Raw genomic sequence first — 14606 nt, 5'->3', positions numbered from 1 at the left:
CAGGACCGCAGCTCACCCGCGTACGACTCAGGAGGCACAGCCCATCATGCGAGCCACGACCGGAACTTCACCCCGCATCGGCGTCTGGATGATCGGCGCACGAGGCTCGGTCGCCACGGCCGCGACCGTCGGCGCCACCGCGATCGCCGCGGGCAGCGCCTCCTGTGACGGATGCGTGACGGACCTTCCCCCGTTCCGTGACGCATCGCTCCCGGCCCTCGCCGACCTCGTGTTCGGCGGGCACGACATCGTGTCCGTCCCACTGACGGCGAGGGCCGGGCAACTCGCCCTGGCGGGCGTCCTGCCCGCCAACATCCTGGACGGCGTGCGCGGCGCCCTGGAAGCCACCGACCGCGAGATCCGCGACGGCTCGCAGCGGCCCGGCGAGCCCCAGGCCGCGGCCGCCGCGCGCTTCGCGGCGGACATCGTCTCCTTCCGCGAACGGCACGCCCTGGAACAGGTCGTCGTCGTCAACGTCTCCTCCACCGAGCCGCTGCCCGACCCCGACCCGGCCTTCCTCGACCTCACGGAGCTCGACGAGGTCCTGGCCACCAGCACCGACCTGCTGCCACCCAGCTCCCTCTACGCGTACGCCGCCTTCCGCGCCGGCTGCGCCTACGTCAACTTCACCCCGTCCGCGGGCGCTTCGCTGCCCGCCCTGGAGCAGCTCGCCCGCGCCTGCGGCGTCCCGCACGCCGGGCGCGACGGCAAGACCGGTGAGACCCTCGTCAAGAGCGCGCTCGCCCCGATGTTCACCCAGCGCGCCCTGCGCCTGCGCTCCTGGTCCGGCACCAACCTGCTCGGCGGCGGCGACGGCGCCACCCTCCAGGACCCCGAGGCCGCCCGCAGCAAGACCGAGTCCAAGCAGCGCAGCCTGGAGGAGACCGTCGGCCACCCCGTCCAGGGCCAGGTCCACATCGACAACGTCCCCGAGATGGGGGAGTGGAAGACCGCCTGGGACCACATCTCCTTCGAGGGTTTCCTCGGCGTCCGGATGTCCATGCAGTTCACCTGGCAGGGCTGCGACTCCGCCCTCGCCGCCCCGCTCGTCCTCGACCTCGTACGGCTGGCCGCCCACGGCCGGCGCCGCGGCGAATCCGGGGCGCTCACCGCGCTCGGCTTCTTCTTCAAGGACCCGGCCGGCTCCCGCGAGCACAACCTCACCCTCCAGTACGAGGCCCTGACCGCCTGGGCGAACGCCCCGGTCCCGGCCGCGATCGGCACCCCGCGATGAACACCACCCTGCGCACCTACGCGGAACTGGTCCGGGCCCCGGCCGCGATCACGGTCCCCGGCGACGTCGTCGCCGGGGCACTCGCGGCGGGCCGCCCCGGCGTCCGCCGCACCGCCGGCCTCGCCGCGTCCTCCGTCGCCCTGTACTGGGCGGGCATGGCCCTCAACGACTGGGCGGACCGCGCCGAGGACGCCACCGAACGCCCCGAACGCCCCATCCCGTCCGGCCGCCTCACCCCGCGCGCCGCCCTCGCCACCGCCATCGGCCTCACCGGCGCGGGCCTCGGCCTCGCCGCCGTCGCCGGCGGCCGGCGCACCCTGCTGCGCCGCACCCTGCCGCTGGCCGCCGCCGTCTGGGCGTACGACCTCGGCCTCAAGTCGACCCCGCTCGGCCCGGCCGCCATGGCCGCCGCCCGCGCCCTGGACGTCCTGCACGGCACCGGCCCCCAACGCGCGGCCGCCGCCCTCCCGGCCGCCACCGCGGTCGCCGCGCACACCTTCGCGGTGACCCGCCTCAGCCGCCACGAGGTCGACGGCGCGCCCACGAGCGAGCCGAAGCTGTCCCTGGCGACGACGACCGCGATCGCCGGAGCGGGCGCGGCCCACCTGCTGGCCACCGCCGGCCCGCGCGCCGCAACCGCCGACGCCGCCCAACGGCCCACCCCCGCCCGGCTGTTCTCCGCCGCGGCGGACGGCGCCCACCTCGGCGCTCCCGCCGCGTCCTCCGTCGCCGCACTGCTCGCGGCCGCCGGGACAGCGGACGCCCCCGCCGCCCGCAAGTCCGCCCGCGCCCTGGTCACCGGAGCGGCCCTCGCCACCTACGCGGGTACCTGCGCCCGCGCCCAGACCGCCGTCGTCCGCGACCCCTGCGCCCCGCGCGTCCGCGCCGCCGTCGGCGCGGGCATCCACGCCCTGCTGCCCCTCCAGGCCACCCTGGTGGCCCGCGCCGGAGCACCCCTGCTCGCCCTGCCGCTCGTCGCCGCCCTGCCCCTGGTGGGCCGGCTCGCCCGGAAGGTGTCCTCGACATGAGCCCCCGCCCGGACACCCCGGCCCCCGCACTGCGTTTCGCGTACGGCACGAACGGCTTCGCCGACCACCGGCTGCCCGACGCGCTGCGCGTCCTGGCCGACCTCGGCTACCAGGGCGTCTCCCTCACCCTGGACCACCAGCACCTCGACCCGTACGCCCACGACCTGCCCCGGCGGATCGCCGAGACCCGGCGCGCCCTGGCCGACACCGGCCTCGCCGTCGTCGTCGAGACCGGCGCCCGCTACCTCCTCGACCCCTGGCGCAAGCACCGCCCCACCCTGCTCTCCGCCGAGCCCGAGGGCCGTGAGCTGCGCCTCGGGCTGCTGCGCCGTGCCATCGGCATCGGCGCCGAACTCGGCGCCGGGGCCGTCCACTTCTGGAGCGGCACCCCGGACCCCGGCACCACCCCGGAACAAGGCTGGCAGCGGCTGGTGGACGGCTGCGCCGAGACCGTCGCGCACGCCGACGCCACCGGGATCGACCTCGCCTTCGAACCCGAGCCCGGCATGCTCGTCGCCGACCTCGCCGGCTACCGCAGGCTCCACCGCGAACTCGGCCTCCCCGACCGCTTCCGCCTCACCCTCGACATCGGCCACTGCCGGTGCCTCGAACCCCACAGCGTCCCCCGCTGTGTCGAACTGGCGTCCGACCGCCTCGCCCATGTCCAGATCGAGGACATGCGGCGCGGCGTCCACGAACACCTGCCGTTCGGCGAGGGCGAGATCGACTTCCCGCCGGTACTGCGCGCCCTCGGCGCGGCCGGGTACCGGGGACTGGTCTCCGTGGAACTGCCCCGGCACAGCCACGCCGCAACCGCGACGGCCCGTCACAGCATCGAATTCCTGCGTAGCGCAACCCTGTCGAAGGAGGCCGAACCCGTATGACAGCACCGACCATCACGGCGGCACCGACCACCGTGCACCACACCCTCACCCTGCGCGCCCTCACCGAGGGACTGGGCTCCGCACTCGGCCACGAGCACCGCGCCCGCCTCGCCCAGGACCTGGCGGCCGTCGCCGAACAGGGCCCGGCCGCCCTCGACAGCCGCTTCCCCGCCGCCGGCCGCGTCTACGGCCGGGGCAGGCTGCCCGGCTGGGCGGGCTGGAGCGTCGAGGACGGCGTACGCACCCGGCTCCTCGCCCAACTCAAGGCCGAAGGAGCGGAGTTGGCGCAGGAGGTCACGGAGCGCTACCGCACCGGCGACGCGGCGGAGCGGCGCGGCGTCCTGTGCGCCCTGCCCTTCCTGCCGCTGGGACCGCACGCCGTCCACCTCACCGACGACGCGCTGCGCACCAACGACAACCGGCTCATCGCCGCCGCGCTCGGCCCCTACGCACGGGTCCACCTCGACCAGTACCGCTGGCGCCAGGCCGTCCTCAAGTGCCTCTTCACCGGAATCCCGCTGGCCAAGGTGGCCGGACTGCACGAACGCCGGGACGCCGAACTGGCCCGGATGGCCGTCGGTTTCGCGACCGAGCGCCGTGCGGCCGGCCGCACCGTACCCGCCGACCTGTGGCTGGTCGCCACCCACGACAGCTGAGCACCACCCCCGGCCCGCGACGGAGCCGGGCCACACACCCCGACGGAGATCGGCCATGCGTATATTCGACCCGCACATCCACATGACGTCCCGGACCACCGACGACTACCGGGCCATGTACGACGCAGGTGTACGCGCCCTGGTGGAACCGGCCTTCTGGCTCGGCCAGCCACGTACCCACCCGGCCAGCTTCGCCGACTACTTCGACGCCCTGCTCGGCTGGGAGCCCTACCGCGCCGCCCAGTTCGGCATCCGGCACCACTGCACCATCGGGCTCAACCCGAAGGAGGCCAACGACCCGCGCTGCACCCCGGTGCTCGACCTGCTGCCGCGCTACCTCGCCAAGGACTCCGTCGTAGCGGTCGGGGAGATCGGCTACGACACCATGACCGACGCGGAGGAGCACGCGTTCGCCGCGCAGCTCGGCCTCGCCGTCGAGTTCGGGCTGCCCGCACTGGTCCACACCCCGCACCGCGACAAGGCCGGCGGCACCGCCCGCTCCCTGGCCGTCATCGAGGAGTCCGGCATCGAACCCGGCCACGTCGTCCTCGACCACCTCAACGAGGTCACCGTCACCGAGGTCGTCGACACCGGCTGCTGGATGGGGTTCTCCATCTACCCGGACACCAAGATGACCCCGCGGCGGATGGTCGACATCCTCAAAAAGTACGGAACGGAGCACATGCTGGTGAACTCGGCGGCGGACTGGGGACACAGCGATCCCCTGCTCACCAGGATCACCGCGGAAGCCATGCTCGAAGCCGGTTTCGACGAGGATGATGTCGACCGTGTCATGTGGCGCAACCCGGTCACGTTCTACGGGCAGTCGGGCAGGCTTGACCTGGACGGTTACAACGATGTGCAGGCCGCGGGGCTGTACGCCGGAAATTCGATCGCCCGCGGCGGCAGTTGAGGTCGATACATCATGCGTCTGCACCACTCGGACTCCACCACCATCCACCTCGCCTACTGCACCAACGTGCATCCGGCGGAGACCCTCGACGGGATCACGGCCCAGCTCACCGACCACGCGGAACAGGTACGCCAGCACCTCGGCACCGACCTCGTCGGCCTCGGCCTCTGGCTCCCCGCCGACGTGGCCCACCACCTCGCCGGCCACCCCGCCGACACCGCCGCGCTGCGCCGGGCCCTGACCACTCGGGGCCTGGAGACCGTCACCCTCAACGGCTTCCCCTACCGGGGCTTCCACACCCCCGTCGTCAAACGCGGCGTGTACTTCCCCGACTGGTCCGAGCCGTCCCGCCTGACCTACACCCTCAACCTCGCCAAGGTGCTCGCCGGGCTGCTCCCCGAGGACGCCGCCCGCGGCTCCATATCCACCCTGCCGCTGGCCTGGCGCACCCCCTGGACCGGCGTGCAGCGCTCCACCGCCGCCCGGCACCTCGACGACCTGGCCGCCGGACTCAAGCAGATCGAGGCCGAGACCGGCCGCACCATCCGCGTCGGCCTGGAACCCGAACCCGGCTGCGTCGCCGAGACCACCGCCCAGGCGTCCCGGGCCATCGCCGGTGCCGACCACGACTGGATCGGCCTGTGCCTGGACGCCTGCCACCTCGCCGTCCAGCACGAGGACCCGTCGAGCGCCGTCGCCGCCCTCGTCGCCGAAGGCGTGCCCATCGTCAAGCTCCAGGCGTCCTCCGCCCTCGTCGCCGACACACCCGCCGACGCAGAGTCCCGCGAGGCGCTGCGCCCCTTCGCCGAACCCCGTTTCCTGCACCAGGTCCGCGAACAGCGCCCCGACGGCACCCTGCACGGCTCCGACGACCTCGCCCCCGCCCTCGCGGGCGCCCTGCCCGGCGACGCGCCCTGGCGCATCCACTACCACGTACCCCTGCACGACCAGCCCGAGCCGCCGCTGCGCAACACCAGCGACTCCCTCCAGGAGACCCTGCGGGCGACGTTCGGCGGGGAGCACGCCCTCACCGACCACGTCGAGGTCGAGACATACACCTGGGACGTCCTGCCCGCCGGGCTCCGGCCCACCGGGGCGGCCGGCATCGCCGCCGGGATCGCCACCGAACTCGAATGGACCCACGGCGAGTTGATCCGCCTCGGCCTCACCGAGCACGGAGGAGTCACCCCATGACCGGCCGCCAGGTCGCGGTCCTGTGCACCGTCGGCCTCACCCCCCGCCTCCTCGGCGAGATGCCGCACGTCGCGGCCATCGGCCAGGAGGGCTTCACCGCCCGGCTCGACACCGTCTTCCCCGCGGTCACCGCCACCGTCCAGGCCACCCTCACCACCGGCCTGCTGCCCCGCGACCACGGGGCCGTCGCCAACGGCTGGTACCACCGCGACCACGGCGAGGTCATGATGTGGCGCCAGCACAACGCCCTGGTCCAGGGCGAGAAGGTGTGGCAGGCCGCCCGGAAGCAGGACCCGGACCACAGCACCGCCTACCTGTGCTGGTGGTGGGCCATGGGCGCGGACGTCGACACCGTACTGACGCCGCGACCCGTCTACCACTACGACGGCCGCAAGTCCCCCGACTGCTACACCAAACCCGCCGGGCTGCGCGATGAACTCACCGCCCGCCAGGGCGAGTTCCCCCTCTTCAACTACTGGGGGCCGACCGCCTCCATCGCCTCCACCCGGTGGATCGCCGACGCCGCCCGCCATGTCGTCGACACCCGCCGCCCCGACCTGTCGTTCATCTACGTGCCCCATCTCGACTACGACCTCCAGCGCTACGGCCCCGACAGCCCCCAGGCGGTGCGCGCCGCCCGCGAGGCCGACGCCGCGCTCGCCCCGCTCCTCGGCGACCTGCGCGACCGGGGGACCACCGTCGTCGCCCTCAGCGAGTACGGCATCAGCCCCGTCTCCAGGCCCGTCGACATCAACCGCGCCCTGCGCCGCGAGGGACTCCTCTCCGTCTACAGCCAGCGCGGCATGGAGTACCTGGACCCCTGCACCTCCCGCGCGTTCGCCGTGGCCGACCACCAGGCCGCCCATGTGTACGTCGCCGACCCCGCCGACATCCCGCGCGTCCGCGACGTCCTGAAGCACACCGAGGGCGTCGACGAGATCTGGGACCGCACCGAGCAGGCCACGTACGGCATCGACCACCCCGACGCGGGCGAGCTGGTCGCCGTCGCCGAACCGGACGCCTGGTTCACGTACTACTACTGGCTCGACGACACCCGCGCCCCCGACTTCGCGCGCGGCGTCGAGATCCACCGCAAACCGGGCTACGACCCGGCCGAACTCTTCTTCGACCCCGCCGACAAGGCGGTGAAGGCGAAGGCAGCACTCACCCTGTTGCGCAAGAAGGCCGGGATGCGCGCACCGCTCACCGTGGTGCCGCTCGACCCGGCCCATGTCAAGGGCAGCCACGGACGGCTGCCCCAGGACCACCGGGACGGGCCGCTGCTGCTGTGCTCCGACCCGGGGCAGGAACGGGACCGCTACCACGCCACCGAGGTGAAGGATCTGCTCCTGCGCCTCAATGGACTGGCCTGAGACCGGCCGTATCGAAAGGATCGAGAGGAGGCCAGATGACACCTCGGCGGAATACCGCGATCAGCGAGGTGCGCATACCCCGACCGGCGCTCGAAGCGGTTCGCCGGATGCAGGAGTCGGGCGAGATCCACGTGTGGTGGTGGCCGCTCGGCGCACGGACCGACCCGGCGGACTACGCCGTTCTCGACGAGGTGGAGCGGGGCCGGGCCCAGCGCTTCCACGCCGAGGCGGACGCCGCCGCGTTCACCGCCACCCGGGCCGGTGCCCGGCGGGCCGTGGCAGGGCTGCTCGGCGTCGAACCGGGAGAGGTCGGCTTCGGCCGGCGGATCTGCCCCGGCTGCGGCGACCGGGAGCACGGGCCGCCGGCCGTCACCGACCCGCCGGTCCCGCTCGCGGTCAGCCTGTCCCGCACGGCGGGGGCCGGCGCCCTCGCGGTACGGGCGGGCACCTGGGTGGGCGTCGACGTGGAGGCGCTGCGGCCGGTCGAACCGGCCGGCCTGGCCGAGGTGGTCCTCACCGCCGCGGAGAGCGCGTACGTCCTCGGCCTGCCCCCGGGCCCGGCCAGGGACGCCGCCTTCCACCGGGCCTGGACCCGCAAGGAGGCGGTGGTCAAGGCCGTCGGCCTCGGCCTGCTGGGCATGCCGCTCAACATGCTGGACGTCGCTCCGGCACAGGACGGCCCGGTGCGGGTGGTGCACCGCTACCGCGGTGAGGAAACGCGGTGGCAGGTGACGGACGTCGACATCGGCGACCGCTGGGCGGCCTCCGTGGCCCGCCCGGAGACCAGCCCCCTGGGCCCGGTCCACACCCACGCCCCGGCGTGAGGGCCGGCTGCGCGCCGCAGGATCCCCATCCTGCGGCGCGCAGCCATGCCCGGACCTCGCCACCGCGCACTCCACGCGCCCCCGCACCGGAGCACGACACACGTGCACCGGAATCGCCGGCCGCCGCCCGGCCCGACCACGAATGCCTGGTCAACTGCCCCAAACAGCACCGAAGTAGATCGAATATAGAAGTACGGACCACGCTCGACCCGATGCCATATACGCTCGAAAATCATCCCCTTGAGACCCGGAACCGCACTACGGAGAGGACAGGTCGCAACATGGTGACCGAGACGAGCCGCCCTTCCCTCGACAACGGCTACAACACGGTCAACCGGGGGCACGCCCTTCGTCTGGCCGACGTGACCAAGGTGTACGGCAAGAACGGCCGCGGCGTGCGTGCCCTGGACGGGGTCTCCGTGGGGATCGAGCGAGGCTCCTTCACCGCTGTGATGGGCCCGTCGGGTTCCGGCAAGTCGACGTTCCTGCACTGCGCGGCCGGCCTCGACAAGCCGACCACCGGTCAGTCCTACATCGGTGACACCCAGCTCAACGACATGAACGAGACCCAGCTGACGAAGCTGCGCCGCCAGCGCATCGGCTTCGTCTTCCAGGCGTTCAACCTCATCCCGTCCCTGTCGGTCCGCCAGAACGTCGAGCTGCCCCTGCGCCTCGCGGGCGAGAGCCTCGACAACGGCTGGCTCGACGAGATCCTCGGCCGCGTCGGCCTGGGCGGCCGGGCCGCCCACCGGCCCGCCGAGCTCTCCGGCGGCCAGCAGCAGCGCGTCGCCATCGCCCGCGCCCTCATCACCCGGCCCGACGTCATCTTCGGCGACGAGCCGACCGGCGCCCTCGACACCGTGACCGCCAAGGAGATCCTCTCCCTGCTGCGCGACTGCGTGAACGAGACCGGCCAGACCGTCGTCATGGTCACCCACGACCCGGTCGCCGCCTCGTACGCCGACACCGTCCTCTTCCTGGCCGACGGCAAGATCGCCGGAAAGATGGACTCCCCGACCGCCGACCGCGTCGCCGAGCGCATGACACACCTGGGAGCGTGGGCCTGATGCTGCGCTACGCACTGCAGACGCTCAAGGCCAGGAAGGGCGGCTTCATCGGCGCCTTCCTCGCCCTGTTCTGCGCCGCCGCCCTGGTCACCGCCTGCGGCATCCTGCTGGAGACCGGGCTGCGCGGCACCATCGCCACCGAGCGCTACGCCGCCGCCCCGGTCATCGTCGGCGCCGACCAGAACGTCCACCAGACGACCATCAAGAAGAAGAAGGGCAAGGTCAAGGAGAAGCACAAGGCGAAGCCGCTGGCCGAGCGGGTCTGGCTGCCCGAGGGCACCACCGCGAAGCTCGCCGCCTTACCCGGTGTCCGCAAGGCGGTCCCCGAGACGAACTTCCCGGCGTACGCGGTCGGCCCCCAGGGCCAGATCGTGCCGGGCATCGACGGCAAGCCGTCCTACGGCCACGCCTGGTCCTCCGCCGCGCTGACCCCGTTCGAGCTGACCGACGGAAAGGCACCCGCGGGCGCCGACGAGGTCGTCCTCGACCGGGAACTCGCGGCCCGTACCGGCCTGAAGACCGGCAGCAGCGTCGTCGTCCAGTCGACCGGCGCCCCGACGACGTACAAGGTCAGCGGCATCGCCGCGGCCCAGGGCGGCGACCTGCACCAGCAGACCTCGCTGTTCTTCTCCGACGAGACCGCCCGCGAGCTCTCCGGTCGGGCCGGCCAGGTGGCGACCATCGGCCTGCTGCCCAAGCCCGGCGTCTCGGCGGGCGAACTCGCCGACCAGGCCGAGAAGGCCCTCGACGGCGACGGCCGCAAGTACGCCATCGCCACCGGTGGCGAGCGCGGCCCCATCGAGTTCCTCGACGCGGGCAAGGCCCGGGTCAAGCTCGTCTCCATGGGCGGCGCCATGGGCGGCACGTCGCTGCTCGTCGCGATCCTCGTCGTCGTCGGCACCTTCGCGCTCTCCATCCAGCAGCGCTACCGCGAACTCGCCCTGCTGCGCGCCATCGCCGCGACCCCCAAGCAGGTCCGCCAGCTGATCGGCCGCGAGGCCCTGATCATCGGCGGCCTCGCGGGCGGCCTCGGCTCCGTCGTGGGCCTGCCCATCGCGTACTGGCTGCACAGCAAGTTCATCGACTTCAAGGCCATCCCCGACACCCTCGAACTCACCTTCAGCTTCGTGCCGTTCACCGCCGCCATCGGCGCCGCCCTGCTCGGGGCGTGGGTCGCGGCCCGCATCTCCGCCCGCCGCACCGCCCGCATCCGCCCCGCCGAGGCCCTGTCCGAGGCGTCCATGGAACAGCGCCACTTCGCGTGGGGACGGCTCGGCGTGGGGGTGCTCGTCCTGGCCCTCGGTATCGGTGTGGTCGTCCTGCTGGGCTTCCTGCGCACCGAGCCGGCCTCGCAGCCCGTCACGTTCCTGTCCGTCGTGGTCCTGGCCGTCGCGGTCTCGCTGCTCGGCCCGGTCATCGCCCGCATCGCCGTCGCGATCCTCGGCATCCCGCTGAAGTTCTCGCGCGTCGGCGGCCACCTCGCGACCGCCAACGCCCGCGCCAACGCCAAGCGGATGGCCGCGGCCGTCACCCCGCTGGTCCTGCTCATCGGCATGGCCTGCACCGTCCTGTTCGTGCAGACCACCATGGGCGACGCCGCCTCGGCCCAGGCCAAGGCGGGCAACAAGGCCGACTGGGTGGTCGCCTCGAACGGCCCCGGCGTCCCCGCCGAGGCGACGGACGCGCTGCGCGCCGTACCGGGCGTCACCCAGGTCACCGAGATCGTCCGGACCCAGGTCCGCATCGGCCTCGACAAGTACCCGGCGCAGGGCATCTCCGCGCAGGGCCTCACCACGAACTGGGACCCCGACGTCTCGCAGGGCAGCCTCAAGGGCTTCGGGGACAAGAGCGTCGCGATGAGCGACGTCTCCGCCGACCACCTCGGCAAGAAGCCCGGCGACACCCTCAAGGTGACGCTCGGCGACTCCACCGTGGTACAGCTGAAGGTCGCCGCCGTCTACGAACGGGGCCTCGGCTTCGGCGACCTGACCATGTCGCACGACCTGGTCGCCCAGCACGTCGACAACCCGCTCGCCTCCTCCGTCCTCGTCAAGACGGCCGGCGACGGCAAGGCGGGCCGTGAGCAGCTGACCGGTGCCCTCAAGCACTTCCCGGGCATCGGCATCCTCGACCGCACCCAGGTCGACGACGTCCAGGCCGAGGTCCAGCAGTCCAACGCCGAGGTCAACTACCTCGCGATGGGCCTGATCATCGCGTTCACCGCGATCGCCGTGGTCAACACCCTGGCCATGTCGGTCTCGGACCGCACCCGCGAGTTCGCCCTGCTGCGGCTCGTCGGCACGACCCGCCGCCAGGTGATGTCGATGCTCAGGATCGAGTCCGCGCTGATCGTCCTGGTCGCCGCGGTGCTCGGCACGGCCATCTCGCTCGCGGTGCTCACCGCCTTCAGCGTCGGGATGACGGGCGCCGCCCAGCCGTCCATCGACCTGCCGATGTTCCTCGGGGTCCTCGGCTTCGCCGCGGTGCTCACCGCGCTGGCGACGCTGGTCCCCGGCCGCGTCGCGCTCGGCGGCCGCCCGGCGGACGTCATCAGCGCCCGCCAGTAGGGCCGACGCGTCGCGCCAACACGCCAGGGGTGTACGGGAGTTCAGCTCCTGTACACCCCTGGCGTGTTGCTGTGGAAGGGACACGGCCGAGGGGCCGGCCCCGTGCGGGGGCCGGCCCCTCGGCCTGCCTGGCGGATACGGACGTCGCGTGCCCGGCCCCGCTCAGCCGAGGACCGCGCCGTTGCCCGCCCGGTCCACCCGGCTGCGCCGGTGGTCCAGGTGCGCGTACACCCGGTGCAGCCAGCGGTCCGCACCGTCGTAGGCCGGAGTGAACGAGGTACGGCCGTGCACCGCGAGGCGGTTGTCGACGACGGCCAGGTCGCCGACGCGCAGCGACAGCGCCGACATCGTCTCCATGAACGCGTCCCGCAGCTCGGCCATGGCGTGCCGGGCCTCGTCGTCCAGCGGATGCGTGGCGGAGAAGTCCACCAGCACATTGGGGTCCTCCGGGTCGCCGTTCAGCACCGCGTGGGCGGGCGTCACGCTGCCCAGGGCGCCGAAGGACGGCGGCGGCTCGGTCAGGAACCGCGGCTCGGAGAGTACCGCCCGCGTCTTCTCGGAGAGCATCGGAAGCGCGCGGCGGATGGAGGACGTGCACAGCTTCGCATCGCCCGTCGGGTCCTCCCGCACACACAGCAGGCCCACGAAATCCGGGCGGTTGTCATGGAATGCGTTCTCGATGTGGAGTTCGAGGAGAACGGAACCCGCATTGCTCTGCGAGGACTCGCTCCCTGGAACGGGAACGACATTCTGCACGAGCGCGCCGGTCTTCTCGTTGCGGAATGCTATGACCTCTCCGAGGTGCAGCATCGCGGTGGTGATGACGGAAGCGGCGACCGTGGGAAGACGCTCCACCGACCCCTTCACGGCCGGCGTCGGACGCAGCGGGTCGTCCGCCACCACCGGCAGGTTGCGCAGCAGCAGGACCCCGTCGGGGCCCGCGTCGTGACGGAACGCGCGCAGCGCCTGGAGCAGCCTGCGAGGGAGCTGTACGGAGGTCTCACGCGCGGCGTCCAGCCAGCGGAGATCGTCGATCCTGCCGTCCGCGAACCCCTTCGGGGTCAGTTGCTCGGCGACGGCGGCGAGTGCGTTCTGCTCGGCCTCCGTCAGCTCCACGACGGTGCCTGCCGCCGCTGCCGAAAGCGGCAGGGAAAGCGTATGGGTCTCGGACATGTGGACATCCTCGGTTCGGTCGGAAAATACCGCCCCAGTCTCCGAGGAAGTGCTATCGCGACCCTACGGGGAATTCGGTCCCTGGCGCACCCGGGAACCCGTCCGGACGCATATAGACGGCCCGTAGCCGCCGGGCGGACGATCGCACCGTGGCATTTCTGTCCGCACGGCCGGCCGGTCGGAGGAATCGGAGGCCACGGGAAAACGCGAGAGGTCGACAAGGACCGTGAAGGAACAAGGAATGGGGGCAGTCCATGGCGTTCGTACCCGGAACACCGAAGAGCACCGGGACCCAGCAGCCTTCCCGGGCAGCGCCCGGGACACCGGATCTCGGCGGTGCGGCCCACGTCTGGTGGTGGCGGCCGCCGCAGCGGGTCGCCCCCGACGATCTGGCGCTGCTGGGCACCGACGAATTCCACCGCGCGCTCACCCTGCTGGCCGAGCGGGACGTGGCCGCCTTCGTGCACACCAGGGCCGGGGCGCGCCGCGCCCTGTCCGAACTACTGCTCGTGGCACCGCGGTCCATCGAGCTGGGCCGGCGCCGGTGCCCCGGCTGCGGGGACCTCGGGCACGGCCCGCCGATGATCGAACACCCCGAGGTGCCCTGGGCGATCAGCATGTCCCGTACTGCGGGGTGCGGTGTCTTCGCGCTCGGTGAGGGCCACGCCATCGGCGTCGACGTCGAGGCCGTACGGCCCATGCGCCAGCCCTCGTTGTACGACTCGGTGCTGACCGACAACGAACGCGCCCATCTGCTGTCGCTGCCGCCCGGACCGGCCCGCGACGCGGTGTTCCACCGCGTCTGGACGCGCAAGGAGGCCGTCGTGAAGGCGGTCGGGCTGGGACTGGTGGGCACCGCGCTGAATCAGCTGGAGACCTGGCCGGCCCGTCACGGACCGGTCCGCGTACTGCACACGCACTCCGGCCGCACCACCGTCTGGTCGGTCCAGGACCTGCGGCTCGACGACCGGGTGGCCGCCGCCATCGCCCGTCCGCCCGGTGGTGCCCCGCCCGGTCCCGTTCACATCCACTCCGTACTCGGCCCGCCCGGGGAAACCGACGCGCCCGACACCGAAGGAAGCCGACCGTCATGACGACGCAGCCCCTGGAGACCGCCCCGATGGCCCCGGCCGCTCCGGCCCCCCGGGCCGCCTACGCCGATGAACTCACCGACCGCGGCCCGCACGCCGCCGGCCCCGGGGAGCTCGACGACACCGGACTGACCGGATACTTCGCCGAGCTCGCCGCCGCCGTCGAGCGGGCGGACCCCGGTCCCGCCGCACGCGGCGGCTGGGAGGAGCGCGAACGCGTCCGGGTCTCCGTCTGGGTGCGTACCGCCTACGAACACCCCCTGTCCGCCGCCGTGTTCGGCCACCCCGGCGGCCCGGTCGCCCATGAGGTGCGGGCCACCCAGGCCGCCGAGCTCGGCTTCCGCATCGACGTCGGCCGGGGCCGCGCCGTACCGGCCAAGCCCTCCGCCGAGGTCCGGGCCGTCGCCGCGGTCGCCGCGATGTGGGCGGTCACCGCGACCGCCTTCGCCACCGCCGTCCGGCCGCCCCGCGAACGCGTCGTCGCCGACGCGTGGACCGTGGTCCGCGAGACCATCGCCCCCGCGCTCGTCCCCGAGATCCCGACGTACTCCTGGACCCGCGGGACGTGGTGACACCACGGACGACGGCGACTTCCCGGCCAC

13 protein-coding genes are annotated in these 14606 nt (G+C 73.0%); 12 read left to right on the top strand and 1 reads right to left on the bottom strand.

Translation table 11 applies throughout. The features are described from left to right. Window positions 1-46: 46 nt before the first annotated feature. The 10 genes from ACFYY1_RS29505 to ACFYY1_RS29460 all read left to right on the top strand — a co-directional run bounded on the left by ACFYY1_RS29505 (window position 47) and on the right by ACFYY1_RS29460 (window position 11740). Window positions 47-1234: an inositol-3-phosphate synthase gene (locus tag ACFYY1_RS29505; RefSeq protein WP_388590995.1), complete on the top strand. Its 1188-nt coding sequence runs from the start codon at window positions 47-49 to the stop codon at window positions 1232-1234. After that, window positions 1231-2262 carry an SCO3242 family prenyltransferase gene (locus ACFYY1_RS29500; RefSeq protein ID WP_388590993.1) on the top strand — a complete coding sequence of 344 codons (1032 nt, stop codon included), beginning with the start codon at window positions 1231-1233 and terminating at the stop codon, window positions 2260-2262. The genes ACFYY1_RS29505 and ACFYY1_RS29500 overlap by 4 nt, the downstream gene beginning before the upstream one ends. Then, window positions 2259-3146 carry a sugar phosphate isomerase/epimerase family protein gene (locus ACFYY1_RS29495; RefSeq protein WP_388590991.1) on the top strand — a complete coding sequence of 296 codons (888 nt, stop codon included), beginning with the start codon at window positions 2259-2261 and terminating at the stop codon, window positions 3144-3146. Before ACFYY1_RS29500 ends, ACFYY1_RS29495 begins: the two co-directional genes overlap by 4 nt. Next, the gene (locus ACFYY1_RS29490) at window positions 3143-3802 is read left to right on the top strand and encodes an EboA domain-containing protein (protein WP_388590989.1); all 660 of its coding nucleotides are present in this window, start codon (window positions 3143-3145) and stop codon (window positions 3800-3802) included. Before ACFYY1_RS29495 ends, ACFYY1_RS29490 begins: the two co-directional genes overlap by 4 nt. A gap of 55 nt (window positions 3803-3857) precedes the next feature. After that, window positions 3858-4715 (top strand): TatD family hydrolase, encoded by an 858-nt coding sequence (locus ACFYY1_RS29485; RefSeq protein WP_388590987.1) that lies wholly within the window; start codon window positions 3858-3860, stop codon window positions 4713-4715. Between the two features lie 12 nt (window positions 4716-4727). Continuing rightward, entirely contained in the window at window positions 4728-5909 is a 1182-nt protein-coding gene (gene eboE, locus ACFYY1_RS29480) for a metabolite traffic protein EboE (protein ID WP_388590985.1), read from the top strand. Then, window positions 5906-7282 (top strand): alkaline phosphatase family protein, encoded by a 1377-nt coding sequence (locus ACFYY1_RS29475; RefSeq protein ID WP_388590983.1) that lies wholly within the window; start codon window positions 5906-5908, stop codon window positions 7280-7282. The genes eboE and ACFYY1_RS29475 overlap by 4 nt, the downstream gene beginning before the upstream one ends. Window positions 7283-7317: 35 nt before the next feature. Then, window positions 7318-8106 (top strand): 4'-phosphopantetheinyl transferase family protein, encoded by a 789-nt coding sequence (locus tag ACFYY1_RS29470; RefSeq protein WP_388590981.1) that lies wholly within the window; start codon window positions 7318-7320, stop codon window positions 8104-8106. A 281-nt stretch (window positions 8107-8387) separates the two neighbouring features. Beyond that, window positions 8388-9173, top strand: coding sequence for an ABC transporter ATP-binding protein (locus tag ACFYY1_RS29465; protein ID WP_388590979.1), 786 nt, complete (start codon window positions 8388-8390; stop codon window positions 9171-9173). Then, on the top strand, window positions 9173-11740 hold the full coding sequence (locus tag ACFYY1_RS29460; RefSeq protein ID WP_388590977.1) for an FtsX-like permease family protein: 2568 nt from the start codon (window positions 9173-9175) through the stop codon (window positions 11738-11740). Before ACFYY1_RS29465 ends, ACFYY1_RS29460 begins: the two co-directional genes overlap by 1 nt. Window positions 11741-11902: 162 nt before the next feature. Here the strand turns inward: ACFYY1_RS29460 and ACFYY1_RS29455 are convergent, their stop codons facing one another. Beyond that, on the bottom strand, window positions 11903-12913 hold the full coding sequence (locus ACFYY1_RS29455) for a TauD/TfdA family dioxygenase (protein ID WP_388590975.1): 1011 nt from the start codon (window positions 12911-12913) through the stop codon (window positions 11903-11905). 254 nt (window positions 12914-13167) lie between these two features. Here ACFYY1_RS29455 and ACFYY1_RS29450 point away from each other — a divergent pair, with 254 nt between their 5' ends. Further along, the gene (locus tag ACFYY1_RS29450) at window positions 13168-14007 is read left to right on the top strand and encodes a 4'-phosphopantetheinyl transferase family protein (protein ID WP_388590973.1); all 840 of its coding nucleotides are present in this window, start codon (window positions 13168-13170) and stop codon (window positions 14005-14007) included. Further along, window positions 14004-14576 (top strand): hypothetical protein, encoded by a 573-nt coding sequence (locus tag ACFYY1_RS29445; RefSeq protein ID WP_388590971.1) that lies wholly within the window; start codon window positions 14004-14006, stop codon window positions 14574-14576. The genes ACFYY1_RS29450 and ACFYY1_RS29445 overlap by 4 nt, the downstream gene beginning before the upstream one ends. The last annotated feature ends 30 nt before the right edge of the window (window positions 14577-14606 follow it).

This window comes from Streptomyces sp. NPDC001890 (assembly GCF_042891445.1).
GTDB lineage: Bacteria > Actinomycetota > Actinomycetes > Streptomycetales > Streptomycetaceae > Streptomyces.
This window is presented reverse-complemented; position numbering and strand designations above follow the sequence as displayed.

Excerpts from the sequence above, each read along its gene's own strand:
- ACFYY1_RS29490 (WP_388590989.1), top strand. The coding sequence starts at position 3,143 with ATGACAGCACCGACCATCACGGCGGCACCGACCACCGTGCACCACACC.
- ACFYY1_RS29470 (WP_388590981.1), top strand. The coding sequence starts at position 7,318 with ATGACACCTCGGCGGAATACCGCGATCAGCGAGGTGCGCATACCCCGA.
- ACFYY1_RS29485 (WP_388590987.1), top strand. The coding sequence starts at position 3,858 with ATGCGTATATTCGACCCGCACATCCACATGACGTCCCGGACCACCGAC.
- ACFYY1_RS29475 (WP_388590983.1), top strand. The coding sequence starts at position 5,906 with ATGACCGGCCGCCAGGTCGCGGTCCTGTGCACCGTCGGCCTCACCCCC.
- ACFYY1_RS29505 (WP_388590995.1), top strand. The coding sequence starts at position 47 with ATGCGAGCCACGACCGGAACTTCACCCCGCATCGGCGTCTGGATGATC.
- ACFYY1_RS29445 (WP_388590971.1), top strand. The coding sequence starts at position 14,004 with ATGACGACGCAGCCCCTGGAGACCGCCCCGATGGCCCCGGCCGCTCCG.
- ACFYY1_RS29460 (WP_388590977.1), top strand. The coding sequence starts at position 9,173 with ATGCTGCGCTACGCACTGCAGACGCTCAAGGCCAGGAAGGGCGGCTTC.
- ACFYY1_RS29465 (WP_388590979.1), top strand. The coding sequence starts at position 8,388 with ATGGTGACCGAGACGAGCCGCCCTTCCCTCGACAACGGCTACAACACG.
- ACFYY1_RS29450 (WP_388590973.1), top strand. The coding sequence starts at position 13,168 with ATGGCGTTCGTACCCGGAACACCGAAGAGCACCGGGACCCAGCAGCCT.
- ACFYY1_RS29500 (WP_388590993.1), top strand. The coding sequence starts at position 1,231 with ATGAACACCACCCTGCGCACCTACGCGGAACTGGTCCGGGCCCCGGCC.
- eboE (WP_388590985.1), top strand. The coding sequence starts at position 4,728 with ATGCGTCTGCACCACTCGGACTCCACCACCATCCACCTCGCCTACTGC.
- ACFYY1_RS29495 (WP_388590991.1), top strand. The coding sequence starts at position 2,259 with ATGAGCCCCCGCCCGGACACCCCGGCCCCCGCACTGCGTTTCGCGTAC.
- ACFYY1_RS29455 (WP_388590975.1), bottom strand. The coding sequence starts at position 12,913 with ATGTCCGAGACCCATACGCTTTCCCTGCCGCTTTCGGCAGCGGCGGCA.